This window comes from Vibrio sp. R10-SG3-ISO10, assembly GCF_059834185.1.
The window spans coordinates 671,542-695,132 of sequence record NZ_JCBDHG010000022.1 but is presented as its reverse complement, the minus strand read 5'-3'; the positions used below and the strand labels follow the sequence as shown (position 1 = coordinate 695,132).

General features: G+C 44.1%; 20 protein-coding genes. 12 read left to right on the top strand and 8 right to left on the bottom strand.

Annotated elements, in window-relative coordinates; translation table 11 throughout:
• Positions 1-48 precede the first annotated feature (48 nt).
• From AC6R16_RS16680 to AC6R16_RS16670, 3 genes are read left to right on the top strand one after another with little or no spacing between them, the layout of a single operon-like run.
• Positions 49-702 carry a transglutaminase-like cysteine peptidase gene (locus tag AC6R16_RS16680; protein WP_069669619.1) on the top strand — a complete coding sequence of 218 codons (654 nt, stop codon included), beginning with the start codon at positions 49-51 and terminating at the stop codon, positions 700-702.
• A 5-nt stretch (positions 703-707) separates the two neighbouring features.
• Positions 708-2,618 (top strand): bifunctional diguanylate cyclase/phosphodiesterase, encoded by a 1,911-nt coding sequence (locus AC6R16_RS16675; RefSeq protein WP_500675121.1) that lies wholly within the window; start codon positions 708-710, stop codon positions 2,616-2,618.
• Between the two features lie 17 nt (positions 2,619-2,635).
• Positions 2,636-4,750 (top strand): type I secretion system permease/ATPase, encoded by a 2,115-nt coding sequence (locus AC6R16_RS16670; protein WP_500675120.1) that lies wholly within the window; start codon positions 2,636-2,638, stop codon positions 4,748-4,750.
• A gap of 84 nt (positions 4,751-4,834) precedes the next feature.
• Here AC6R16_RS16670 and AC6R16_RS16665 read toward each other — a convergent pair whose 3' ends face one another.
• Together AC6R16_RS16665 and AC6R16_RS16660 are read right to left on the bottom strand one after the other, a co-directional pair.
• A complete protein-coding gene (locus AC6R16_RS16665) occupies positions 4,835-7,372 on the bottom strand; it encodes a glycosyl hydrolase family 18 protein (RefSeq protein WP_500675119.1) in 2,538 nt (845 codons plus the stop codon).
• Between the two features lie 355 nt (positions 7,373-7,727).
• Positions 7,728-9,125 carry a tryptophanase gene (locus AC6R16_RS16660; RefSeq protein ID WP_500640181.1) on the bottom strand — a complete coding sequence of 466 codons (1,398 nt, stop codon included), beginning with the start codon at positions 9,123-9,125 and terminating at the stop codon, positions 7,728-7,730.
• A gap of 428 nt (positions 9,126-9,553) precedes the next feature.
• Between AC6R16_RS16660 and AC6R16_RS16655 the strand changes: the two genes are divergently transcribed.
• On the top strand, positions 9,554-10,192 hold the full coding sequence (locus AC6R16_RS16655) for a DUF2057 family protein (protein WP_500675118.1): 639 nt from the start codon (positions 9,554-9,556) through the stop codon (positions 10,190-10,192).
• A 34-nt stretch (positions 10,193-10,226) separates the two neighbouring features.
• Here the strand turns inward: AC6R16_RS16655 and AC6R16_RS16650 are convergent, their stop codons facing one another.
• Positions 10,227-11,498, bottom strand: a complete 1,272-nt coding sequence (locus tag AC6R16_RS16650; protein WP_500675117.1) for an HD-GYP domain-containing protein — start codon at positions 11,496-11,498, stop codon at positions 10,227-10,229.
• A 225-nt stretch (positions 11,499-11,723) separates the two neighbouring features.
• Here AC6R16_RS16650 and AC6R16_RS16645 point away from each other — a divergent pair, with 225 nt between their 5' ends.
• The 6 genes from AC6R16_RS16645 (at position 11,724) to sstT (ending at position 16,577) form a co-directional block, all read left to right on the top strand.
• Positions 11,724-12,257: a GNAT family N-acetyltransferase gene (locus AC6R16_RS16645; RefSeq protein ID WP_500675116.1), complete on the top strand. Its 534-nt coding sequence runs from the start codon at positions 11,724-11,726 to the stop codon at positions 12,255-12,257.
• A gap of 99 nt (positions 12,258-12,356) precedes the next feature.
• Entirely contained in the window at positions 12,357-12,785 is a 429-nt protein-coding gene (locus AC6R16_RS16640) for a hypothetical protein (RefSeq protein WP_500675115.1), read from the top strand.
• Positions 12,782-13,375, top strand: a complete 594-nt coding sequence (locus tag AC6R16_RS16635; RefSeq protein WP_500675114.1) for an SCO family protein — start codon at positions 12,782-12,784, stop codon at positions 13,373-13,375. The genes AC6R16_RS16640 and AC6R16_RS16635 overlap by 4 nt, the downstream gene beginning before the upstream one ends.
• A gap of 5 nt (positions 13,376-13,380) precedes the next feature.
• Entirely contained in the window at positions 13,381-13,827 is a 447-nt protein-coding gene (locus AC6R16_RS16630; RefSeq protein ID WP_500675113.1) for a copper chaperone PCu(A)C, read from the top strand.
• 240 nt (positions 13,828-14,067) lie between these two features.
• Positions 14,068-15,132, top strand: a complete 1,065-nt coding sequence (rsgA, locus tag AC6R16_RS16625; RefSeq protein WP_500675112.1) for a ribosome small subunit-dependent GTPase A — start codon at positions 14,068-14,070, stop codon at positions 15,130-15,132.
• A 224-nt stretch (positions 15,133-15,356) separates the two neighbouring features.
• Positions 15,357-16,577 carry a serine/threonine transporter SstT gene (gene sstT / locus AC6R16_RS16620; protein ID WP_500675111.1) on the top strand — a complete coding sequence of 407 codons (1,221 nt, stop codon included), beginning with the start codon at positions 15,357-15,359 and terminating at the stop codon, positions 16,575-16,577.
• A 49-nt stretch (positions 16,578-16,626) separates the two neighbouring features.
• Here sstT and AC6R16_RS16615 read toward each other — a convergent pair whose 3' ends face one another.
• Complete coding sequence (locus AC6R16_RS16615) at positions 16,627-17,763, bottom strand: tetratricopeptide repeat protein (RefSeq protein ID WP_500675110.1); 1,137 nt, start codon at positions 17,761-17,763, stop codon at positions 16,627-16,629.
• A gap of 379 nt (positions 17,764-18,142) precedes the next feature.
• Here AC6R16_RS16615 and nagB point away from each other — a divergent pair, with 379 nt between their 5' ends.
• Positions 18,143-18,943: a glucosamine-6-phosphate deaminase gene (gene nagB, locus AC6R16_RS16610; protein ID WP_500640114.1), complete on the top strand. Its 801-nt coding sequence runs from the start codon at positions 18,143-18,145 to the stop codon at positions 18,941-18,943.
• A 56-nt stretch (positions 18,944-18,999) separates the two neighbouring features.
• Here the strand turns inward: nagB and AC6R16_RS16605 are convergent, their stop codons facing one another.
• The 3 genes from AC6R16_RS16605 to AC6R16_RS16595 form a co-directional block, all read right to left on the bottom strand.
• Positions 19,000-19,173: a hypothetical protein gene (locus AC6R16_RS16605; RefSeq protein ID WP_500675109.1), complete on the bottom strand. Its 174-nt coding sequence runs from the start codon at positions 19,171-19,173 to the stop codon at positions 19,000-19,002.
• Between the two features lie 82 nt (positions 19,174-19,255).
• Complete coding sequence (locus AC6R16_RS16600) at positions 19,256-20,059, bottom strand: PilZ domain-containing protein (protein ID WP_500675108.1); 804 nt, start codon at positions 20,057-20,059, stop codon at positions 19,256-19,258.
• 281 nt (positions 20,060-20,340) lie between these two features.
• Positions 20,341-21,060: an SDR family oxidoreductase gene (locus AC6R16_RS16595; protein WP_500675107.1), complete on the bottom strand. Its 720-nt coding sequence runs from the start codon at positions 21,058-21,060 to the stop codon at positions 20,341-20,343.
• Between the two features lie 153 nt (positions 21,061-21,213).
• Here AC6R16_RS16595 and AC6R16_RS16590 point away from each other — a divergent pair, with 153 nt between their 5' ends.
• Positions 21,214-22,113: a LysR family transcriptional regulator gene (locus tag AC6R16_RS16590; protein ID WP_500675106.1), complete on the top strand. Its 900-nt coding sequence runs from the start codon at positions 21,214-21,216 to the stop codon at positions 22,111-22,113.
• Here AC6R16_RS16590 and AC6R16_RS16585 read toward each other — a convergent pair.
• The gene (locus AC6R16_RS16585; RefSeq protein ID WP_500675105.1) at positions 22,110-23,546 is read right to left on the bottom strand and encodes a coniferyl aldehyde dehydrogenase; all 1,437 of its coding nucleotides are present in this window, start codon (positions 23,544-23,546) and stop codon (positions 22,110-22,112) included. The genes AC6R16_RS16590 and AC6R16_RS16585 overlap by 4 nt on opposite strands.
• Between the last annotated feature and the right edge of the window lie 45 nt (positions 23,547-23,591).

Sequence of the window (23,591 nt, the reverse complement as noted above, 5' to 3'; positions counted from 1 at the left end):
CAAACAGCCAGAGAACACAATTTGAAGGTTCGCTTGTTTGCCAACGGCCTGATTGCTTTCGCTGTACTGCTGTTAGCCACAACCACGTCATTTGCTCTTAACACTCAAGAGCAAAGGTGGGTTGATGCTGTACGAAAAACCTACGGTGACCGTGCAGGCCGGCGTGTAGAGACATGGCGCAAAGAGATGGCGCAATATAAGTCGATCCCAGAGCGAGATAAGCTGACTAAAGTAAACAACTTCTTTAATCAACTTAATTTCGTCAACGATATTAACCTGTGGGGGAAAAACGACTACTGGGCGACTCCTTTGGAGTTTCTTGGCAGCAATGCTGGTGACTGTGAAGACTTCACAATCGCTAAGTATTTTTCCCTTCTTGAACTGGGTGTATCAGATAAAAAACTCCGCTTGGTGTATGTTAAAGCCATTGAATTAAATCAATTTCATATGGTTTTAGCCTATTACTCAAAGCCTAGTGCAGAGCCGATTCTGCTCGACAACATTAATCCACAAATTAAACGGGCCTCTAAACGCCGAGACTTATTACCGATCTACAGTTTTAACGGTAAAAACCTGTGGCTAATGAAGTCGAAACAAGGACAACTTGCAGGGAAGTCTTCAAGGCTAAGCTTATGGAATGACCTCCGTGCACGCGAGAAATCGCTCAAACTAAACAAACCAGTAGTCAATTATGATGAGTAGGCAATATGACTTTATATAAACAACTTGTCGCGGGTATGATTGCGGTCATTTTGATGCTGTTAATTTCGGTGTTTGTCATCGAATTTAACACCACTCGAAATAACCTCATTCAACAACAGCGCTCCGAGGTTAACAACACCATCAATACGGTTGGTCTAGCACTCGCGCCGTATTTGGAGAACAAGGATCAGGTTGCCGTTGAATCGGTCATTAATGCCTTGTTTGATGGCAGTAGTTATTCGGTCGTACGATTGATCTTCCTAGATACCGGAGACGAGATTCTGCGCTCATATCCGGTTAAGCCAAACAACGTACCTAAATGGTTCACTCGCCTCAATCTGTTCGACAAGATACATGACCGACGAGTTGTGACCAGTGGATGGATGCAGCTAGCTGAAGTTGAAATTGTCAGCCACCCTGGGGATGCCTACACCCAGCTATGGCTTGCATTTGAACGTTTAGTCATCGCATTCTGCCTGATCATGCTCATTGGTTTATTCTCGATCTCATTTATCCTTCGACGCGCACTTCGCCCTTTGCAGCTCATCGTAAGCAAAATGGAACAAGTCGCAAACAATCAGTTTGGCGAACCATTGCCAAGGCCCGCAACTCAAGACTTAATTTACGTTGTAGATGGCATCAACAATATGTCCGCCCAACTTGAGAAGTCATTCAAAGCACAAGCAAAAGAAGCTCAGCAACTTCGTGAACGCGCCTACATTGACCCAGTATCTCAACTTGGTAACCGTGCGTACTACATGAGCCAGTTGAATTCTTGGATTGGTGAAGGTGGCATTGGCGGTGTAGCAATACTCGAAGCTAGCTTTATCCGTGAGCTTTATGATGATAAAGGCTATGAAGCAGGTGACGGCATGGTTCGAGAACTGGCCGATCATTTGAAGGTGTCAATGTCATCTCCAGATGTCACTCTCGCACGCATCTCAACTGAGGAATTTGGCTTTATCTTACCGAATGTTGATGATTCTGAGCTCAAATTGATTGCTGAAAGTATCGTGACATACGTGCAAGATATCAACGCCGATCCAACAGGTATGGCTACCGCAAATCTATCGTTAGGTGTTGTTTACAACAAGGCATCGACAAGCTCGACAGAACTGCTCACCATGCTTGATAACGCTTTGGCCAATGCCAAATCTAATCCTGAGCTCAACTATGGTTATGTGACCGGAGAAGACACTGATAACCTAATGGGTAAACAGCAGTGGAAAACATTGGTGGACGAAGCGATCAGTAATGATTGGTTTAGCTTCCGCTTCCAGGCGGCAAATAATAGCTGGGGTCAGCCATATCACCGTGAAGTGTTCTCTGCAATTGAGAAAGATGGCGAACGATACAGTGCCAATCAATACCTATTTGCTTTAGAGCAGCTCAATGCCAGCCACCTATTCGATGAGTATGTGATCAAAGCGATTGTTGATCGATTAGAAGCAGGCGAATTTAGTGAACCTGTTGCCATCAACATTGCGCAAAGCAGTATTTCTCAACCAAGCTTTATCCGCTGGGTGACACAACTGCTCAATAAGCATTCGTCAATTGCCTCGCTGTTGCATTTTGAGATTCCTGAAAATTGCTTTATCAATTCACCGCACCATACTGCTTTATTCTGTAATGCCGTTCGTGGCGCAGGGGCTGACTTTGGTGTCGACAATTATGGCCGTAACTTCCAATCTTTGGATTACATCAACGAGTTTCGTCCTGCGTATGTGAAATTAGATTATCTATATACTCACCATCTAGATGATGAGAAACAGAAATTTACGCTAACCTCTATATCCCGAACAGCGCATAACTTGGGCATTAAGACCATTGCTTCACGTGTAGAGACTCAGACTCAGCTAGATTTCCTTTCTGAGCACTTTATTGAAGTCTTCCAAGGCTTCATCGTAGATAAATAAATAACAAAAGGTATAGCATGCAGGATCCGCTATTAAATTCACTTATCTACGTCAGTCGATACTATGGATTAGCAAACTCACCAGAGGCACTAATTAATGGCTTACCGTTATCTGACGGTAAGCTTACTCCTTTCCTTTTCCCTCGCTCCGCCGAGCGCGCGGGTTTGGTGGCAAAGGAAAACCGTGCTGCAATTGGAGAGATTTCTCAACTTGTCTTGCCAGTAGTACTCATTCTTAAAAGCGGTGATGCTTGTGTTCTTAACAGCATCAACGACGACAAGACGGAAGCTGAAATTGTAACTGGCGAGTCAGGATTGGTCCCAATATCAATACCACTCGATGAACTCGAGCAGCTGTATATTGGTCGCTATTTCCTGGTAAAAAAGCAATTTCGCTACGATGAGCGCTCCCCAGAGGTACTTAAGACTCGTGAAGGACACTGGTTTTGGGGCACCATTTGGCAATCGAAAAAGATCTACCGCGATGTTCTAATCGCCTCGATCTTAATCAATCTATTCGCCGTCGCAGCACCTATGTTTACGCGCTTAGTGTATGACAAGGTTGTGCCTAATTTAGCATTTGAAACGCTGTGGGTACTAGCAAGCGGTATTTTTGTAATCTTCCTCTTTGACCTAACCCTTAAGCTATTGCGTAGCTACTTTATTGATGTGGCGGGCAAGAAGTCAGACATACTGATTTCATCTAAGCTGTTTAGCAAAGTCATGGGAATTCGTATGGAGGCTCGACCAGCTTCGGTCGGCGCATTTGCACGCCATCTTCAAGAGTTTGAATCTATCCGCGAGTTTTTCACCTCAGCAACTATCGGCTCACTGATCGATTTGCCTTTTGCGATTCTCTTCTTAGTCCTGATTTGGTTAATGGCTGGGAATTTGGTCATCGTACCTATAGTCGGCGTGCTCATTTTGATGATTTACTCAGCCTTAATTCAGGGACCACTGAGACATACCATCGAAGAGGGCTCACGCTTAGCCTCCCAGAAATACGCCAACCTTATCGAAAGCCTCTCTGGCCTTGAAACGGTCAAACTTTTTGGCGCACAAAGTCAGTTCCAATTTCGCTGGGAAGAAGCGGTCGCTCACATGGCGAACTGGAATATTAAGAGCCGACGTATCACCGATGGCATCCAAAACACCGCGGGATTTGTTCAGCAAGCTTCCAACGTAGGTATGATTATTCTTGGTGTATATTTGATCTCTGAAGGGGAACTCACCATGGGTGGGCTTATCGCCGCGACCATGCTCAGCGGTCGTGCAATCGGCCCTATGGTTCAGCTCTCTTTACTTTCTACTCGCTATAACCAAGCTAAGTCGTCAATGACCATCATTGAGCAAGTGATGTCGATGCCGGACGAACAAGAAGAAGGCAAGCGCTATATTCACCGCCCAATTGTTCACGGTAAGATTGAATTGGATAAGGTCACGTTCCACTATCCTGACTCTCCTATCGCATCCATTCGAGATTTAAGCCTGACAATCAACCCCGGTGAAAAAGTGGCTATTATCGGTCGTATTGGCTCTGGTAAAACAACCCTTGAACGTTTGATTATGGGCTTGTATAAACCAAAAGAAGGTCATGTTCGTATCGATGATACCGATATCGACCAATTGCACCATATCGATATCCGCAGAAATATTGGTTGTGTGCCACAAGATAGCCAACTTTTTTACGGCAGTATACGTGACAACATCACGTTAGGCCGTCCTCTTGCCGATGACAGAGATGTGCTTGACGCCGCTAACCGAGCAGGTGTTACAGTGTTTACTCAGCAAGATCCAGCCGGACTTGAACGCCAAGTGGGTGAAGGTGGTATGTTACTCTCTGGTGGTCAACGTCAGGCGGTAGCTATTGCTCGCTCTTTACTGGGTCGTCCGCCAGTCTTACTTATGGATGAACCAACCAGTGCAATGGATAACCGCTCCGAAATGCACATTAAACAGCAACTCTCGCAGTTGAAGTCGAGTGAAACACTGATTTTAATTACCCATAAAACATCGATGCTTGATGTAGTAGACCGCGTCATTGTGATGGAAAAAGGATGTGTAATTGCTGATGGTCCTAAGTCTGAAGTTCTAACCAACCTCAAACAAGGCAAGGTTAGAGCGGTTAATTAGTTACTCAGTTCAAACCAATAGGAAAAAGCCATTCGGATAACCCGAATGGCTTTTTGTTAGAGTTTTACATAGTAATGAATGGTATTAGTTAGTAGGGCAATTCGCTGCACCTACTTCTTTCCACACGCCCCATTGGCCTGACTGTGATGGATTATCACCTTGAGTCCACCATTTCGCTTCCCAAACTTTACCTGCCCAAGAAACTTGGTCACCACCGTTGTATACCGCAGTATCAACCCAAAGGTTGCTACACAGCTCTCCACCTGATGATTTCTTAGCCACGACTACGGTCGCTGAAGCCGTTGACGTTGCTTTCCCATCACTAACCGTCACAGTAAAGGCAAGTGATGTGTCCGCAGTGTACTCTGCCGCAGTAAATGTCACACTAGAACCGTTTACTGTTGCATTAAGACCTGCTGGTACATCCCAAGTGTATGTAAGTGGATCGTTGTCAGCATCCGTTGAAGCAGAGGCATCAACCACAACAACATCACCCGCATTAACATTTGCTGGCGCTGTTACTGCCGCTACCGGCGCTTGATTCACTGGCGGAATGTCTTTCGAGTTCACGGTAACCACAACCGTATCTGAAGCTGACGCGCCATCGTTATCTGTTACAGTAAGCTTGAAGCTAAGCGTTTCTGTCTGCGCGACTTCAGCCACAGCGAAGCTTGCACTCGCGGTATCAGCTCCTGTAAGTGTCACAGGCGTTCCTGAGACTTGTGTCCATTGATAGCTCGCAATCGTACCGTCTGAGTCCGTTGATGCACTACCATCTAGAGTGACGCTTGCAGGGCCAACGACAGTTACATCCGCACCAGCACTTGCTTGAGGCGCACGGTTTACTGGTGGACCACCAGCTAAACCTTCATGCATTGCATTAAGGATATCGCCGTTATCTGCATCGATCTCCCATGAGAACAAACCTGCAAGACCTAGATTACGAACATATGCCCCTTTGGCTTTTACAGAGCGGTCATCATCGAAAGTAATTAACTGCCCTGTAGTACGGTTCCACACCCAAGCGGCTTCAGCTTGTGCATCATATCCATACTCAAAGCCGTTAATGCCTGTATTATCAGCACCAAGCATGAAAGACTTCACACCTTTGTAGTCGATGACACCGTCTTCCCAGACGCCTTGAGCGGTTGAACCTTTAAGTTTACCGTTCCCGACACCTGTCATTGGATCAGTTGGATCTGATAAGGTGTCTGGCGTCACGCCTTCCCAGCCTCGACCATACATTGCTGCGCCTAGTACTAGCTTGCTCGCAGGTACACCTTGTGCCAATAGAAGCTGAATACCATTGTCAGACGTGTAAGCTGGACCTTTATACGGTTCTCCATTTTCGTCTACACCCGTGCCATCACACTGACCTGGACGCATGAAGCTACCACAGTAAAGCGCCGTTTGATGACCTACAACGTTGTTCCAACCTCCGTAGAAGTCGTAAGTCATAGCGAAAATGTAGTCCATATATTGAACCGCATCAGCATAGTTCACATCTTCAATCTTGTCGTAACCCACACCAATGGCAGAGGTGAGTTCATAAGTTCTGCCTGTCGATGCTTCAAGTTCATCGAGCATTGCTCTTAGCTCTTGCATCAATGCAATATAGGCTGGGCCATCATTGACTGGATCACCCAAATTAGCCGCCGCACCGCCGCCGCCAGGGAATTCCCAGTCAATGTCGACACCATCGTAAAATTTCCATGTGTTTAGGAAACGTTTAACAGAAGCAACAAAGGTGTCGCGGTTAGCTTTAGTGGTAAAATCAAAAAATGGGTCAGAAAGCGTCCACCCCCCGATTGACGGGATGATTTTTAGATCTGGGTTACGCTGCTTAAGCGCCATCAACATAGCGTAGTTGCCCTTGATAGGAGAGCTATATTCATGCCCAGCCTGAGGGAAGCTCTTCTGGTACGCTGCCCAAGGGTCATGAATAACAACTTCATAATCAGGCACTCCCTGACAAGCTGTCATCAAAGCATTGTAACTATTGCCGCCTACCGACTTAACCGATTCATTCGGTCCACAAATTGGTATAAAGCCATAAAGTATATGAGTCAGGTTGTCGGCTGGTAGATTATCGACTGTATAGTCACGGCCATAGATCCCCCACTCTACAAAGTAGGTACCAACAACTGTGTTTGGATCTGTGTTGTAAGATTTATTGTTTGGGTCGATGTTCATCGCTAATGGCTTCAAATGTGAGCCATCGGTATCAGCGACAGTCACCTCAACAGGTGCGCTAACGCTACATCCCGTTGCATCACATGCTTCAATGGTCATCTGATAAAGGCCGCCTTTACCATATTTGAAGCTTGCTGTAGTTTGACTGCCCGCAATTGGGCCTGTTGCAACTTGCACACCATCAAAGTAAACCTTGTATGTGTCACCCGTCGTGCCACTCCACTGATTAAACTTAACGGTAATATCCGCCTCATCGAAATACTTGACCATCTGGTTGTAACCAGACGTCGTCTCCATCGCCAACTGAATCTTAGAAAACTGAAGATTATTGGAGCCATATACATCAACACTTGGAGCCGTTGGTGCCGCTATTGTCGTGCCTGAGATCGCTAATGCGATACCCGCCGCGCACAATGTAATACGATTCATACCTATTTCTCTCATTCCTTGTATGTTCACTCTAAAGTCAGAGTCAAATCTGTTCTTCAACGGATCAAAGAACATCACATTCAAGTATTTAAGAGACTTTTTTTTAGGAGAAAAAAATAAAGACTATTTTCGAGTGACGATAAGAAATCATTTTGTTGTTGCTAAGTTGTTACATTCTAAAGTGGATATCGAGCCAAAATTTATAAATTCAATTCGCATTAGTACAAATGACATATCAATCAACTATTTACAGACATCAGTGCTATAAATTCAATGATAAGTAATATAGAAAACTGCCACAGCTCGATTAAGATGTGGCAGTTTCATTAACGTTTTTTATATCGGTAAAAGCAGGTTATTTGGACTTAAAACGCGCCGTGAAATGACGAAGTACCGGCGGCTCGTAATCAAATGTCAGCCCTTTTAGCTCGTGCGCACGCTCTTTTAAAGCGATGATTGCATCGGCAATATAGTCCATGTGATCATTAGTATAGACACGTCTTGGTATGGTGAGCCGCATCAGTTCTAGCTCCGATGCTTTCTGTTTACCTGTTTCAGGGTCTCTACCCAGAAGCAGTGAGCCTATCTCTACTGCTCGAATACCCGCTTCTAGATACAACGCATTACACAGCACCTGGGCAGGGAATTCGTCAGCAGGGATATGAGGTAGAATTTTTGCCGCATCAACAAACACTGCGTGTCCACCTGTTGGATATTGAATAGGGATCCCACCTTCTCTTAAGCGCTCACCGAGATACTCCACTTGACTGATTCGGTAATGCAGGTAGTCTTCATCCGCGCCTTCGTACAAGCCACGAGCAAGCGCTTCCATATCGCGCCCCGCCATACCTCCATAGGTCACAAAACCCTCCATCGGTACGCAGCGTGTCTGAACCGCTTGAAACAGTTCTTCATGATCGCGGATACAACAGAGACCGCCGATGTTGACCATAGGGTCTTTCTTCGCTGACATGGTGAGCATGTCACCATATTGGTACATCTCGCGAATAATTTCTAAGATAGATTTATCTTGATAGCCCGCTTCGCGCTGTTTGATGAAATAGGCATTTTCACAGTAACGCGCAGAATCAATCACAACCGGAATATCGTTTTTGGTTGCAATCTCATACACGGCACGCATGTTTTCCATTGAAACTGGTTGACCACCAGAACTATTACACGTCACGGTGGTGATAATGGCGCAGATGTTTTCTGAGCCGTGCGCCTCAATCGTTGATTGCAATTTGTCTAAATCAAAGTTGCCCTTCCAATCGTAAGGTGTTGTCGTATCAAAAGCGTGTTTATCCACCACGTTGATAGCCTTCCCGCCGTTGAGCTCAATGTGACCAGCCGTAGTGTCAAAGTGATAGTTCGAAATGAAAACTGGCTCTGTTCCCCCGCGAACGGCTTTCATTCGCTCAATGAGTGCAGGAAATAGAATTTGTTCAGCACCACGTCCTTGGTGCGCAGGTACGGTGAGTTTATAACCAAAGAAATGTTCTACCGCTGCGCATAGGTTGTAGTAGTTTCGGCTACCTGCATAAGACTCATCCCCCATCATTAAGCCTGCCCACTGGTTATCACTCATCGCTCCGGTACCTGAATCGGTCAACAGGTCAATGTAGACGTCGTCACTTCTGAGTAAGAAAGGGTTTAATCCCGCTTCATTTAACGCATCAACTCGATCGTCATACGTCGTCATTTTGATCGGCTCAACCATTTTGATACGGAAAGGTTCTGGAATACGTTTCATCATTAATGTCCTTTAAATAGATCTAGTCCCCCGCTGCAATTAATCGCGGGTAATATTGATTTTGAATAAGATTTTCTGGGCGCTGAAAGCACCTTAAGGTCATTAACGAAGAGTCGTTTCTTTGTTGAGCAGGGAAAGGGTGTAATCAACGTTATACCATGGCGACAACACTAGTCTGCTATCTAACATATCGGTATATGCCATAGCGTTATCCTCCTGATTCATTGAACACCTAGTTAATATAGTCTAGTTATTATCCAGATTACCGTGAAAGATAGCTCAAATTTATAAACTGGCGTGCCACATTAACGTGAGCACTAATTAAGATTTGATGAATTTTTCAAACTTCTTACATTCGCATCTTGAAATCATGCGGCGAGCTAGGCACTCTCTTTGCAGTTTAAGTGCCTGTTTATTAGGAACCAAAAATGAAAATAAAAACAACATTACTTGCTGCAATCGCTTTAGGTACCAGTGGTCTAGCCGCTGCTGACGTTACTATCTCGATTCCAGACACTATCGACGTCTTAGTGGTGAACGATGCAAAGCCTGAGCTATCAGGCAGCTTCTTTTCATCCAAAACGCTTACGCTACCGAATGGAGAAAACCAAATCCTGTTCACTTACCAACCGTATTTCGACCAAGGTAAAGATCGTATCATCCTCGAAAGTGATCCGATCATCGGCACATTCAATGTGGCTGACCAAGAACTGGAGTTTGACTTACCGAAGTATCGTAATGAGCACGAAGGTTCGAAGAAGATTCGTAACTTAGAATGGTCTTTAAAAGATGAAAACGGTCAAGCGATCGAGATGAAGCAAGACAAGTTGGTTAAAGACGGGATGCAAATCGGTCGTAACCACAAAATCGAATTGGCTGAGTATAATCGTCGTGGTGGTGTCGCAGCAGTTTCAACAGCGGCGGTTGTGCCAATTACTTTACCAGCACAGGTTAACGGTAAGCCTGTGAAAGCTGGCGATAACACTGCAGAAGAAATGCTACATTTCTGGTACAGCAAAGCAGATGCGGAAACTCAAGCTCGCTTTAAAGCATTTGTGAACCAGTAATAATTTTAGACTCTGCCGACTCTAGAGGCCAGTACTATGCAAGTACTGGCTTTTTGCTTTCTTGGCCTGTCGAAATACGGTAACACTCGTCTGCATTCTCTACCAAACATTCAAATACTTTACGATCGAGCTGATTGAGATTAACCATGTCTTCGATGATCTTAATCGCCTCCTCTAACGGAAGTCCCTCTCGATAGGGACGCGACTGAGTAAGCGCTTGAAAAACATCGGTTACCGCAATTAATCGGCTTGGCTCATCTAATTGAGGAGCAGCTAACCTCAACGGATAACCTGAACCATCAAGTCGCTCATGATGATTTGAAGCCCATTCAACTATCTGCTGATTGGTAAACATTCGCTGTATTGCGTGACGTGAATCTGTAGCATGACGACGAATACACGCATACTCCTCATTCGATAGCTGAGCAGGTTTATGCAGTATTGCGCTCGGTGTTTTAAGCTTTCCAATATCGTGGATCAACCCTGAGAGATAGAGCATTTTTCGAGCTCGTTCAGAATAACCAAGCTTACGAGCAAAAAACTCGGCGAGCTGAGCAACATGCAATGAGTGCTGATAGGTAAATGAGCTTTTCGCATCGACAATCTGAGCAAACAATTCCGCTACTTCAATCGATTCATCTAAGCCAATCGGATTACGGTAAAGTGGCGTGAAGGTATAAGACAAGCTTTCAATATATCTCGCTTCCATCGAGAACCAGAAATCATCGCACTCTATCAACTCACTCATGTAGAAAACTTGAGTAGGCTCAAACATGGTGCCGGAGTTAGCTTGTAGCTCACCGATAATACTTTTCTTACTGGCTTCGGTAATATTGCCATAAGAATCTAGCCCATAGTTTCCATGCAAGTAATCGAGACGATCAGCAAGGAACAGTAAGGTAGCATACTGCTTAATTTCTTCACTAACGGCATGATTGCTTTTTAGCTCCCGCCACCAAGTGTGGTGGAGCAAAATAGGCATTGCAAGCTCTGATAATGGGCGACAAGCTTTCAGCAGCTCATAACCTTTGACGCAGTGTTTGCGTGTATTCCTTGGGGCAAGTGCGGTTAGTAACTCTCCCACTTCAGCACTTTCAGATACACCACAGTCATGAATCAGACCAAGTGAGAAGATGGTTTGGCATCTATCTTCATTCCAACCTAAACGCTGAGCACAGCGAAAGGCTATGTAAGCGACTCTATGTCCATGATAAATATCATCAACACCTACGGCATCCAGAGCATAGGCAATTTCAAATAACACACGACGTAGATCTACACTAACATCGTCTTGGGGCACTTCCATACTAACGCTTTAGTCATTTATAAATAATTTTTATGCACGGCAGGGTAAACGAAAGTGCCATCTATAAACCATAAATTATGAATGGTTATTAACAGAATTGTGAAGCGTGCAACGTAGTGCGTATTTTTCGTGCTAGAAATCAAACTCTTTTTGCATTTAATTAATCTAGCCATCACCTTTATAGTCTGTTAGGTTGGTTTAAACAACATATGCAAGGAATAGACTATGTTTACAAAGAAAGTGGATGACGATATTTCCATCGCACTAGTTCAAGAGTCCTTTGCTGCCAAATACAGTGATTTAGTAACCGACCAAATTGACTATTTATCCCAATGGCTTGCATGGCCACCCCATTGTACAACTGAGCAAGATTTTCGTCTGTTTGTACAACGAGTGCTGCATGAGTACGCGGAAGGAAAGACCATTACATGCGCAATTGTGTACCTTGGAGAAATTGTTGGAAACTGTAGCTGCTTTAATATTGACTATGACAGGCAATGCCTAGAAATAGGCTATTGGCTATCAAAACACCATCAAGGCAAAGGAATCATCACTCGCGTCGTCAAGCATCTTATTGACTTTGCTTTTAATGAGTTGAATATTGAAAAGGTCCAACTTTCAGCAGCGGTCGAAAACCAAGCTAGCCGTAATGTGGCAGAAAGAGTGGGAATGACTCTGGAAGGCGTGCTCACCAATCAAGAAAAAATCGGTGAACGCATTTTAGACCATGCTATCTATGGCATTCATCGAAATCGTTAAAGTGGACTTGACGCTGAGCACAATTTTACTTGTTATCTCATAGATATAGAGTGCTATGTGCTAGCATTGCGCTCGTTTTTAACTCTCGGGATAGATGTTATGCCCAGCTATGCAAAGTTTCTTCTCACTGCCGTGGCGTTAGGTGCCGGCTTCTTTGCCAGTGATATTGTAAAGTGGTATCAATCCACAAGCCAACAGGTATCTCTAGATGACTACTGCCTGATTACGACTAGCCAGTGCCAACAAGATACTATCTCTGTTCAAGCTAACAAAGACATCAGTCACCCACTCGTCCCAACGCGAGTGACGGTTAACTGGGAAAACGCCAACAGCGACAGCCTTATAATGACATTGAAAGGTTATGAGATGGAGATGGGGACCGCTGTGTTTAAGTTCGACAAATCTGACTCGGGAAACTTTACTGGTGAAGTTATTCTACCAGTGTGTACAGAAGACTCTATGACTTGGTATGGCACCATCACAGACGGCAAACAATCGATCAACACATCAATAAGGATGGAACAATGAGTAGGAACTGGTCATTAATCTTAGTCGCTGCCTTTGTAATCGGCTTTGGACTGAAGAGCTATCTCGATCATCAAAGTAGCGATACTCCTGTACCTCAGGAAACTTCTAGCATTACGCTGTTTGGCGAAGATAACAAAGCCGTGTCACTGTTCGATCCTCAGGACAAGCGCATTAGGGTCGTTTACTTTGGGTTTACTCGTTGTCCGGATGTATGCCCTACTTCTTTAGCTATGCTGGCCGGAGCACTAAACCAAATTGATGAAGAGACGAAAAGCCACTTCCGCCCAGTGTTTATCTCTCTTGACCCGGAGCGCGATGCTGCTGCTGACTCTTACAAATATGCCCAATACTTCCACCCGATGATAGAAGGGCTTTCAGCGCCTTTAGAGGTAACAACTCCTCTTGCCCATAGGTATGGCGTGATTTTCCGTAAAACCGAGTTAGAAAACTCTGAATTGAAATATACGCTGGATCACAGCTCCTATTTCTATTTCCTCAAACCAGATGGCACATTGATAACAAAAGTGCCACATACACTCACACCAGCACCGCTGGTTGAAACCTTTAAAACTATTACATCAGAAGGATAGTCAGGATGAAACTTAAAGCCCTCCTTTTAGCCTCATTGGCATTGAGCCCTTTGGCTTATGCAAACTCGGATATCATGGCTCATGGTACATACGCTCGTGCTACACCACCAAATGCTGCAACCAGTGCCGTGTTTGGTGAGTTTATGAACCATAGCGATAAAGATCGTTACCTAGTTTCCGCTAGCACAGATGCGGCAGGTAAAGTCGAGCTTCACGATGTGATCAAAGATGGCGATGTGATGAAAATGCGCCAAGTTGAGCAAATTACCATCCCTGCAAATGGGACTGCCGTGCTGAAACCTGGCAGCTTACATATTATGCTATTCAACCTCACTAAACCTTTTGCTGAAGGCGATAACATCAAAGTGCAACTCAACTTTGCTAATGGTGACCAACAAACTATCACTGCACCTATTAAGAAAGTGATGAGTGGGATGAAACACCACCACTAAGCAATAATTTAGCTATGGGAGGTGGGCAAATGTTCACCTCTTTTGCTATGATAACCTGCGTAAACCTAAATACGTCCATAGGAGGATACGATGATTGTACTTGAAACCCACCCGGCAAAATTGGTGAAGCCACTTTAACAACCCGCTTCTCCCCTTCCTTTGCCCGGTGCTACCTAAACCGGGGTCTAAAGACCCTAGCGAATTTCTATAGATACAGATATCTGTAAGCTTGGGGCAACTATGAATACCAAAGCACAAAAACCAATGTCCTTAACGACACTTGGCTGGAACAACCTATTTCAACAACAGTTAACACTAGAAGATTTAGAGCAACAGTTCACCGCCGCTCGCGTCACCGAGCATCATCGCAGTGGCTATAAGCTATTGAACGAATCGTGTGAGTTTCCATTAGAGATCCATAAATCACTACCCACTATGACGGTTGGTGACTGGGTTCTGCTCGACAGCAATCAGCACTTTATTAGACTTTTAGACAGGCAATCCTTGTTCCATCGCAAAGCGGCAGGTAGCAAAGTCAACGAGCAGCTCATTGCTTCTAATGTCACTACCTTGTTTATTGTTTGCTCACTGAATGATGATTTTAATCTCAGTCGAATTGAGCGTTACCTCGCCATTGCACATGAAGCCGATGTTGAGCCTGTTATTGTTCTGACCAAAGCTGACTTAGCCAGCGATGCTGATGACAAGAAAAGACAAGTACAGCAGCTAGACCCATTGTTGATGATCGAATGTGTTAATGCGCTTGATACGTCACATTGCGAAAGGCTTTTACCATGGTGTCAAACAGGAAAAACGGTCGCTTTCATGGGTTCGTCAGGGGTAGGCAAGTCAACGTTGGTTAACACCTTGCTACGAGATCAAATTCAGCTCACTGGTGGGATCAGAGAAGATGACAGCAAGGGTCGCCATACGACGACAAGCCGTTCAATGCACTTTATGCCTACAGGAGCCGTCTTGATCGACACACCCGGAATGCGTGAATTGCAACTGATAGATTGTGCAGACGGAGTGGCTGAAACCTTCTCTGACGTAGAGTCTTTGGCAGCGCAATGCCGATTTTCGGATTGCCAACATCAGGACGAACCAAACTGCCGAGTAAGAGAGGCTATCGACTCTGGGGAGTTGGAAGAGAGACGACTTAAGAACTATTTGAAACTACTGCGAGAGCAACGTCATAACAGTGCCACCATCGCTGAAAAACGTGCCTCTTTTAAAAAGCAGACCAAGTTTTATAAAAAGGTGCAAAATGCTAGCCGCAATCAGAAACACAGTAACGGCTATTAAAGTCATTCTCACTCAGTAATAGAAGGGGCGCCCGCCCCTTTTTTTGTTACCCACAAAATACAACTTTAAAACATAAAATTCACAAAAACCGATTATGGTTAATTTTTAATGCTAATTTTCAATTAATTCTAGACACAATGTTTCAAGTCGCTAGTATGTCTGTCTCAGTTTGCAATAACTGAAATTACTATAAATTTATAAAACTATTCATTGCAGGGATAACTATGCAACACAACTCTCTTATTGCACGCTTTGCACGTGGCAATCTGGTTTTGCAGATCCTAGCCGGCATCATTCTTGGTGTAGGTTTAGCGACTGTCTCTCCAGAGCACGCACAAAGTGTTGGTTTACTTGGAAGCCTATTTGTCGGGGCACTAAAAGCAGTAGCACCTATTCTCGTTTTCATTTTGGTTGCAGCATCGATTGCCAACCAGAAAAAAAACCAGCATACCTACATGCGCCCAATTGTGGTTCTTTACCTTTTCGGTACTTTTACTGCGGCTCTAACCGCAGTCGTACTTAGCTTTTTATTCCCAACCACATTGACACTTGTTTCTGGTGCTGAAGGGGCAACACCTCCACAAGGTATTGCTGAAGTACTTAACACACTACTGTTTAAGCTTGTCGACAACCCAGTCAACGCACTTATGAGTGCTAACTACATTGGTATTCTTGCTTGGGCTATCGGTCTAGGTTTAGCGCTGCACCATGCTTCTGGTACGACAAAAGCGGTATTTGAAGATTTAAGCCATGGCGTTTCTCAAATTGTACGCTTTATCATCCGCCTAGCACCATTTGGTATCTTTGGTCTTGTTGCTTCAACACTGGCAACAACGGGTTTCGAAGCATTAGCTGGATACGCTCAGCTACTGGCTGTTCTTTTAAGCTCAATGGCAATCATTGCACTTGTTGTTAACCCAATCATTGTATTGGTTAAAACAGGTGAAAACCCATACCCACTCGTTCTTCAGTGTATTCGTGAAAGTGGTGTAACCGCATTCTTTACACGTTCAAGTGCTGCAAACATCCCTGTGAACATGGCACTGTGTGAGAAGTTAAAGCTGGATGAAGATACTTACTCAGTCTCTATTCCACTAGGTGCGACCATTAACATGGCAGGTGCTGCAATTACGATCACAACCCTGACACTTGCCGCTGTTCACACTATGGGTATTGAAGTTGATCTGCTTACCGCATTGCTGCTTAGTATTGTTGCCGCTGTATCCGCATGTGGTGCATCAGGTGTCGCGGGGGGCTCTCTACTTTTAATTCCATTAGCTTGTGGACTATTTGGCATTCCAAATGAAATCGCTATGCAGGTTGTTGCCGTTGGCTTCATTATTGGTGTTGTACAAGATTCAGCAGAAACAGCGCTCAATAGTTCGACTGATGTAGTGTTTACTGCCGCGGTATGTAAAGCGAAACAAAAACAAGCTAGACAGTAGTTTTTGAACGCATTAAGAAAAATGGCCTCGTAATTAACGAGGCCATTTTTTATTGTTTATCCATTGGGGATTGAGAGTAGTCAACTTTATTTTCAACCACCTCAGGCTCTTCAGGTGCAGAAGCTTCTTCCAAAATCGTATCTGAAGTGGTCGCCGCTGGAGCTGCGGTAATATTACTTACCTCATCGGTTGGAATGGAACGCTTATAAAGTTTATTCAACGCCTTAATGATCGAGTGCTTGCTTACTTTATTATCACGAATTTTCTTGACCATTGGCTTAGCCAAACTTTGTAATCCAACAACCGTATCCACGCCTATGTTTAAGGCCACTTGATCACGCAGCTGTCTCGCTGGTTCATGTCCTAGTTGGCCTGCTAAGAACAACCAGATGTAAGCCAATGCATTACCATTGGGCTTGTTTTCCATCCAAGTCTCACCGAGCTTGTACATAGCTTCAAGGTGGCCTTTTTCTGCGGCACGTTCTAGCCAATAGACACCACGCTCAAAATTACTGGCAACCCCTCGGCCTTGAATATAGTTGATGCCTAGTTTCATCCGGCCTTCATTGCTTCTAAGTTCAGCCGCACGGTGGTAACACTCGGTCGATTTCTGTGGGTTCTTCTCTGGATTATTACCAGCAATATACCAGTCGCCTAGAAAGATCAAAGCGTCTAAATGATTTTGCTCAGCCGCTGACTCCATTATAGAGAGCGCTTTTGGCAAATTGATTTCTGTACCACGCCCAGTAAATAGTGCTTTTGCCATTTCGAATTGATGCGGTAAACTGCCTTCAACAGCAGATATACAAACCTGCCAAAACTTTGCTTGCTCCTTAAGCACAAGATCCTGCTTCATCTTGTTACTAATCCGCACCACACCGTACATTCCAGTGACGTTATCAAGTCTCGCAGCTTTGGTATACCAGTAGACCGCTTCCTGTGGTCTTGTTCTTTCAGCTTCTTTTGCTAGATACAAGATAGTGGGAACATGACCTCCTTCCGCTTGTATCACTCGCTCTTCTTGTTCCTGCTTACGGTTCTTTTCCATCGCTTTACGATAAGCGATTTCACGTTCTTTGCGCTCTTGTTCAAGACGCTTCTTACGCAAAGATAGAGCTAGCATCCACATAAACATGCAGAGAAGCAGCAAGCCTGTCGCCCCAATGGCGATCCCCATTATATTCATTCGTTCTTCTTTTACTTCCTTTAGGTGCCACTAACAGTAGTATCGGCACATAAACTAAATGGTTGAGCGCTCCATCTTAACCTAGAAAGGCGATCAGCCGTTACGCCATAGTATAAGGGTGGTATCTGCTTCACAACGTCGCAGCTAATCCCTGCTTAGATTACTCTGGCATCTTATTTTAGTCGTTAAAATTTACACCTATTTGTTGCCAGTACTACTACTATTTTAGTCAACGCAATCGAATACACGTAGCCAACTTATAAGACACTATCAAGAAATCGAGAAAAATTGACCGAAAACAATAGCAGTTGCAATGAACTTATTTTATAATGCGAATTAATGTTTCAGAGCATCATAAATCCAATACTAGGGGCAAAAAATGAGACTTATCCCGTTAAATCAAGCAGCACAAGTAGGTAAGTGGGCAGCAGCACACATTGTTAAACGTATTAACGATTTCAAACCTACAGCAGAGCGTCCTTTTGTTCTAGGTCTACCTACAGGTGGTACACCTTTAACGACTTACAAGGCGCTTATCGAACTGCATAAAGCTGGCGAAGTTAGCTTTAAGCACGTAGTAACATTTAACATGGATGAGTACATTGGCATCCCTGCGGATCACCCTGAATCATACCGCTCTTTCATGTACAACAACTTCTTCAATCACATTGATATTCAAGAAGAAAACATCAACCTTCTTGACGGCAATGCGCAAAATAACGAAGAAGAATGTCAGCGCTACGAAGACAAAATCAAGTCTTACGGCAAGATCAACCTATTCATGGGTGGTGTAGGTAACGACGGTCACATCGCTTTCAACGAACCAGCGTCTTCTTTATCTTCACGCACACGTATTAAAACACTAACGGAAGATACTCGTATCGCTAACTCTCGTTTCTTCGATGGCGATATCAATCAAGTACCAAAATACGCGCTAACAATTGGTGTAGGTACGCTTCTTGATGCTGAAGAGATCATGATCCTAGTTACAGGTCACAACAAAGCACTAGCACTGGAAGCAGCAGTGGAAGGTAGCGTAAACCACCTATGGACGGTATCTGCACTGCAACTACATCCTAAGTCAGTAATCGTATGTGACGAGCCAGCAACTCAAGAGTTAAAAGTGAAGACTGTAAAATACTTTACTGAACTTGAAGCAGAAAACATCAAAGGTTTCTAATTCCTTTGTCCACATTAAAAATCCGAGCTAAGCTCGGATTTTTTATTCGCTAAATATCAGCTCTCAGGAACTTCTCCACGCCTCTTTTGCTCTGCACTCGCAACCCAATGTTCATTCGGGTCAAACGCTTCATCACAAAGGTCTATGGAGTAGCCCATCTCTAACACTTCTTTAATGGTGAGATTGTCCGCGACTTGAGTGACTTCACCACGTTCATTACGTAATTCCATATGCGCATTCCTCTCAATATCATGACGTCTTCTTGTTAAGTATACTCAAGATTTCCAACTTCATGTGACAATCAGAGGGCGACTACAAAGTAAACTTTTGTTGGATAGAGCAGAAGTTTAGACCTTCGATCAACGCATTCACATAATCTAAGCTCTCATCTTCAAACTTAACGCCATACTTGATGTAACGACCAGTTTTACTGACATTTTTCACCACGGCTTGGAGTGTTTCATCTATTGCATCTTTCTCTTGATCGTAAGCAGTGATTTTAAGAGCAATGAGTGACCCAACTCGATAATTGCTGTTACCCCGTTCGATAACAATAAGACAACCATGTTGAGAGATATCTCTGATTTGACAAGCGTACTTTTGATCTAAAGGAGCCAAAATGCCCTTCAAACCGATCTCAAGACGTGCACTTTCGCGTAGTCCGACAACAACTTGGGTAGCCTTCGGCAAAGTAACTAACAATAGGTCATTACTACCACCAGACAGGACGTATTCGATGTTGGTTTTAAAGTAAACTCGCGCACCTTCCCCTTTTGAAGAGATAACACATGCTTTAATCGAATAGCCTCGCTGCATAAATTGAGACTTTTCTTTAGGGGAGATTGTCGGCATTTCTAGTAGAAGGACGTTATTTGAATGCAAACCAACGTATTTCGTTTTGCATTTTAGGATTTTGCCTGTTGGAGTCGTAACGATACACGCAACTTCACATAGTGGCATCACCTCAAGAAAAGCGTCTTCACCATAACGAATAGATGTCGACATTTCCCCTGTGTCTTGCTGTTTATCTTGGGGAACATCAACTGTTTGCTGTGAGGTTTGGCAAGGCTGATTCTCATCGCCTTCTAGATTTTGTTTTTCTACGACTTCCGCCATTATTGAACCTTATGCAAATTATCGCTTATATGAGTTATAGCTGTTTATACGAAAATTTAAAGATCAGAACTGCACAATTTATATATGCAACCGTATCCGCGCGCGGCTATCCTACTACATAAATCAAATCTGAAACATAAATGCATGTCATAAAATAAGAAATCAAATATGAAAACTAACAATAGGGCATTAATTTCATACTGGACATGTCAACCAGTATGTATTTAAAGCAAAAAAAGACCCTAGCAAGTACTAGAGTCTGATTCTTACATCGTATTTGATTATGGCTGTTGCTTGGTTGGTGCTAGAGCAATTTCACGCACACACACATTTTGCGGTTGGTTGTAGGCAAACTCTACTGCACGAGCCACATCATCAGCTGCTAGCACACCACCCATATCGACTTTCCAATCATCGTAACCATCTTTGATCTCTTGAGAAGTTGTATGCGATAGCAGCTCTGTTTCTACCGCTCCTGGTGCGATGGTCGTCACGCGAACATTAGAAGCGGCAACTTCTTCTCGTACGTTTTCAGAAATCGCGTGTACCGCAAATTTGGTACCGCAGTAAGCCGCATGATTAGGGAATGTCTTCTTACCAGCGATTGAGCTGATGTTAATAATCGTACCGCTATTGCGCGACATCATTGGAGCTAGCACTGCCTGCATGCCGTTTAACAGGCCGATGACATTCACATCAAACATACGCTTCCATTCGTGAGCATCTTGAGTATCGATTTGACCAAGTAACATCACGCCCGCATTGTTCACCAAGCCATCAACTGGGCCAAACTTCGCTTCTGCTTTAGCAATTGCGGCTTCGAAGGTCGCTTTATCTGTTACATCGACTTGCTCACACATGGTGTTTGGAAGGTCTAGTGCCTCAAGGCGCTCAACACGACGAGCTAACAGAAGTAGAGGATGACCTTCGTTGCTTAAACGACGCGCGATAGCTTCACCAATACCTGAACTAGCACCAGTGATTACAATAAGTTTTTTCATCTTAATAATTCCTCTGATTTGGATTGAGATACAGCGTGTTTTGCTGCGATGGAGGTATATTAAGAAAAAAGACTTTGTTGATATATATCACTTCAGTTGAAACACTGTTGTTATATTGCAACAATAAGAACAAACCAATTGATGGACTCTAAGATGCTGAATCACGTTAACCTCGCAGATGTGCGCTCATTTGTTTTAATTGCCCAGCTTGGCAATTTTACCAAAGCAGCTGAGGCGCTAGATGTGTCGCGTTCGCACGTTTCACGCCAAATAAGCAACCTAGAGAAGCAAATGAAGGTAACGTTGCTAATCCGCACTACCCGCAGCTTAAAACTCACTGACGCAGGAAAACGATTCTATTTGCAGTGTGAAAAGGCCCTAGCGGGTATTGATCAAGCTATATTAGCCGCCGTCGATGATGTGGAGGAAGTTCAAGGTGAAATTCGGGTTAACTGTGTTGGCGGCTATCTAGGGGAAGAACTGATTGCACAGATCACTTGCGACTTCATGATGCAGTACCCAAATACACAGGTTAATCTTGACTTTAGCAGCCATAGAGTCGACTTACTGGAAGAAGATTTTGACATCGCCTTTCGTATGGGACGTTTGGATGACTCTGGCTTTGTTGCTCGAAAATTAATGACTATAGAGATGAGTACGCTCGCAAGCCCACAATATCTAGATGTTCATGGTCAACCTTCGCACCCCAAAGAGCTTACTCAGCATCAATGCTTAACCGGTTCAGTCAAACGTTGGGGGTTCAACCATAAAACCACCAGAGACAAGACTGAGATCGCCATTCATGGACATTTGCAATGTAAAAATGGACGTGTTTTGGTAAAAGGCGCATTGAATCACCAAGGCATTATTCGAGTCCCTGCCATTTACTGTCGAGCGGAGCTAGAGAAAAAAGAACTAGTCGAAGTGTTCGATGATTGGTCTATCCCTAGTGTAGATTTCTCTGCTATTTATCATCGAGACAGATACCAACCCAAACGCTTGAGGGTTTTTATAGATTTCGTAAAGCAGCGATTTGATGCGCTGTCAATTTAGCGCAGAAGCAAGCGTCCGAGTAACGCTACAGCTAGCCTACGATATTTTAGCAGCAGATAACTCCGCGGCAACCAAGTGGGGGAATAGAGGACAGTCTTGGCTTTAGAGAAAGTACGAAAGCCTTCCTCGCCGTGATACTGCCCTATCCCGGACTCACCTATTCCACCGAATGGCGCATCCTCGGCTGCAACATGGAGTAATGTGTCATTGACTACCACACCACCACTATGAGTTTGTTCAATGGCTTGGTGCTGCAAAATTTTGTCGTTTGACATCAAGTACAAAGCCAATGGCCGTGGTCTAGCGTTAATAAAGGCAAAGACTTCGTTGAGATGGCGATAACCGATAATTGGCAATATTGGGCCAAAAATTTCTTCTTGCATAAGAAGCATCTTATCAGAAACACCTGTCACTAACTGCGGAGCCATTTGTCTAGTCTCTAGCTCTAAAAAATCGATGGTGTGAATTGTCCCACCTAGACTTTTTGCGTCGTGCAAATAGTGTTGTAATCTTTGGTATTGAGCTTCACTAACGATCGATGTTGAAGACTCTAAACTCCCTTCTTTTACATAGAGACGATAGAAACGTTCTAAATATCGCTCAATGAACTGCAGCTCTTTGCCCTGAGGAACCAACACATAATCAGGTGCGACACAAATTTGTCCTGCATTTATGGATTTGCCGAGTAAAATTGCATCTACCGCCTTGCCAATATCCGCATCGCTACCAACAATAACCGGAGATTTTCCTCCAAGCTCTAAAGTCACTGGAGTCAGGTTTTTAGCCGCTTCAGCAGCAACGAGCCTCCCTATCTTTGTTGACCCAGTAAAAATCAGGTGATCAAAAGGTAGCGCGCTAAAGTACTGTGATATTTCTGCTTCTCCTTCAACTGGATACACATGCTCCCCCACTTCAGAAAATAGGTCACTCAGCACCTGGTTGGTGTTTGGCGTATGTTCACTAAGTTTCACCATGACCCGATTTCCCGCAGCAATCGCCGTCACAATAGGGGCAATACTCAGTACGATAGGGAAGTTCCAAGGCACCATTACCCCAACAACACCTAAAGGTTGATAATTAACACGGACTTTGGAAGGGAACAGTAATAAACCCGCCTTTCTTTTACTAGGCTTGAGCCACCTCTTAAGATGCTTGATGGTGTAGTTAATATGGGCAATTGCAGGCAGTAAATCACAAATCAAACTGTCAAACTCACTGCGGTATCCATAATCTTGGTGCAGCGCATCGACTAACATTTGCTTGCGCTCTAACAGTTCATATTTGAGAGTACGAAGCAACTCTAAGCGCTGCACCAGTTCCGGATAAGGCATACTGCTATAGCTGGCTTTTACTTCAGAAAACAGGTGCTTTAAGTCTTGCTCTGTTTTGACGTGTTCCTTCTGCCAACGATTAAGATCGACCACTTTTTCCATACGATAGCCAACAAGTTTTTCTTCAATTCTTGGTTAAGCTTAGTC

What these genes read in the sequence shown, in the direction of transcription:
- AC6R16_RS16650 (WP_500675117.1), bottom strand. Translation starts at nt 11,498, where the DNA reads ATGGAAGTGCCCCAAGACGATGTTAGTGTAGATCTACGTCGTGTGTTA.
- AC6R16_RS16675 (WP_500675121.1), top strand. Translation starts at nt 708, where the DNA reads ATGACTTTATATAAACAACTTGTCGCGGGTATGATTGCGGTCATTTTG.
- AC6R16_RS16645 (WP_500675116.1), top strand. Translation starts at nt 11,724, where the DNA reads ATGTTTACAAAGAAAGTGGATGACGATATTTCCATCGCACTAGTTCAA.
- sstT (WP_500675111.1), top strand. Translation starts at nt 15,357, where the DNA reads ATGCAACACAACTCTCTTATTGCACGCTTTGCACGTGGCAATCTGGTT.
- AC6R16_RS16585 (WP_500675105.1), bottom strand. Translation starts at nt 23,546, where the DNA reads ATGGAAAAAGTGGTCGATCTTAATCGTTGGCAGAAGGAACACGTCAAA.
- AC6R16_RS16605 (WP_500675109.1), bottom strand. Translation starts at nt 19,173, where the DNA reads ATGGAATTACGTAATGAACGTGGTGAAGTCACTCAAGTCGCGGACAAT.
- AC6R16_RS16635 (WP_500675114.1), top strand. Translation starts at nt 12,782, where the DNA reads ATGAGTAGGAACTGGTCATTAATCTTAGTCGCTGCCTTTGTAATCGGC.
- rsgA (WP_500675112.1), top strand. Translation starts at nt 14,068, where the DNA reads ATGAATACCAAAGCACAAAAACCAATGTCCTTAACGACACTTGGCTGG.
- AC6R16_RS16640 (WP_500675115.1), top strand. Translation starts at nt 12,357, where the DNA reads ATGCCCAGCTATGCAAAGTTTCTTCTCACTGCCGTGGCGTTAGGTGCC.
- AC6R16_RS16660 (WP_500640181.1), bottom strand. Translation starts at nt 9,125, where the DNA reads ATGAAACGTATTCCAGAACCTTTCCGTATCAAAATGGTTGAGCCGATC.
- AC6R16_RS16590 (WP_500675106.1), top strand. Translation starts at nt 21,214, where the DNA reads ATGCTGAATCACGTTAACCTCGCAGATGTGCGCTCATTTGTTTTAATT.
- AC6R16_RS16655 (WP_500675118.1), top strand. Translation starts at nt 9,554, where the DNA reads ATGAAAATAAAAACAACATTACTTGCTGCAATCGCTTTAGGTACCAGT.
- AC6R16_RS16665 (WP_500675119.1), bottom strand. Translation starts at nt 7,372, where the DNA reads ATGAATCGTATTACATTGTGCGCGGCGGGTATCGCATTAGCGATCTCA.
- AC6R16_RS16595 (WP_500675107.1), bottom strand. Translation starts at nt 21,060, where the DNA reads ATGAAAAAACTTATTGTAATCACTGGTGCTAGTTCAGGTATTGGTGAA.
- AC6R16_RS16615 (WP_500675110.1), bottom strand. Translation starts at nt 17,763, where the DNA reads ATGAATATAATGGGGATCGCCATTGGGGCGACAGGCTTGCTGCTTCTC.
- AC6R16_RS16630 (WP_500675113.1), top strand. Translation starts at nt 13,381, where the DNA reads ATGAAACTTAAAGCCCTCCTTTTAGCCTCATTGGCATTGAGCCCTTTG.
- nagB (WP_500640114.1), top strand. Translation starts at nt 18,143, where the DNA reads ATGAGACTTATCCCGTTAAATCAAGCAGCACAAGTAGGTAAGTGGGCA.
- AC6R16_RS16670 (WP_500675120.1), top strand. Translation starts at nt 2,636, where the DNA reads ATGCAGGATCCGCTATTAAATTCACTTATCTACGTCAGTCGATACTAT.
- AC6R16_RS16600 (WP_500675108.1), bottom strand. Translation starts at nt 20,059, where the DNA reads ATGGCGGAAGTCGTAGAAAAACAAAATCTAGAAGGCGATGAGAATCAG.